The sequence below is a fragment of the Streptomyces sp. NPDC059037 genome, from assembly GCF_042740015.1.
Taxonomy (GTDB): domain Bacteria; phylum Actinomycetota; class Actinomycetes; order Streptomycetales; family Streptomycetaceae; genus Streptomyces.
Map to the genome: position 1 here is coordinate 1 of NZ_JBHYIG010000544.1, position 1,083 is coordinate 1,083.

Sequence of the window (1,083 nt, forward strand, 5' to 3'; positions counted from 1 at the left end):
TCGGGGGGGCGGGGGTTGACCGGGCAAATCCGGGCCGGGCTGCTCTGCGGGGTGCGCGCGTCCGGGGCCGGGGGGGCCGGCGCCCAGCGCGCCGTGCGGCGACGGCCCGTGGCCGTCGCCTGGCGGATCGCCTGGGCGGCGGACAGGTCGTGCATGCTCTCCATCATCCAAGGTCTTTCGGCCCGATCCATCGGGCGTATGTCACGAATTCAGTGATTTCGCGCACGTTGGGGGGTATTTGGTTTATTGCTCAAACGGCAGACCGGGACGCCGGCCGGGGGGTCCGCACTCGACCGTCTCGGCGACGCCGGGCCCCCAACCCGGCGCGGCTGCCCCCGTGTTCCGCGCGCCAAGGGTCAAATCGGACCATGTGGTATGCCCAGAATTACGACCTCCGAGCCCGCCAGATCGCCGGCGACGGCGCGATCCTGCTCTGGATCGCGTTCTGGTCCACCGCCGCCGTCGTCACGTACCGGCTGGCCTGCAAGTTCGCCTTCCCAGCGGCCGGATCCGCCGCCTCGGCGCCCGCCCCCGGCTCACCCGCCGCCCGGCTGCCCCTGGTCGGCCACCGGGTCGACGACGCGCTGCGGGGCGTCGCGAACGCCGCCGACACCGGCGACCCGGTGATCGTCCGCGCGGCGGTGACCGCGGGCGCCGTCGCCGTCTTCCTCGTACCCGTCGGCCTCGTCCTGGGCAGCTGGCTCCCCCGCCGGCTGCGCTGGACCCGGCAGGCGGCGGCCGCCCACGAGCTGGCGGCGAGCGACGACGGCCGCGAGCTGCTCGCCCTGCGCTCGCTGCTGCGCCCCCTGGACGAGGTGGCCGCCACCGCCGACGCCATCCCGGACGCGACTCCCGGCAGCCTCGCCGAGGGCTGGCGCAACGCCGACCCGGCGACCCTGGACGCCCTCGCGGAGGCGGAGCTCGAGCGGCTCGGGCTGCGTACGGCGTGACGGGAAACTGACGGGAAGCTGACGGGAAAAGGGAGGGGGGGGGGGGGGGCGGGCGGGGGGGGGGTGGCGCGCGCGCGCCCCGCACGCCGCCAGGGACAGACACGCAGGCACCGCGCCCCCGAGAGGCGCCCAG

General features: G+C 76.0%; 1 protein-coding gene. It reads left to right on the top strand.

The window, feature by feature from the left end; all coding sequences use genetic code 11:
• Positions 1-368: 368 nt before the first annotated feature.
• Positions 369-950 carry a hypothetical protein gene (locus tag ACFWY6_RS45545; protein WP_384703842.1) on the top strand — a complete coding sequence of 194 codons (582 nt, stop codon included), beginning with the start codon at positions 369-371 and terminating at the stop codon, positions 948-950.
• Positions 951-1,083 lie beyond the last annotated feature (133 nt).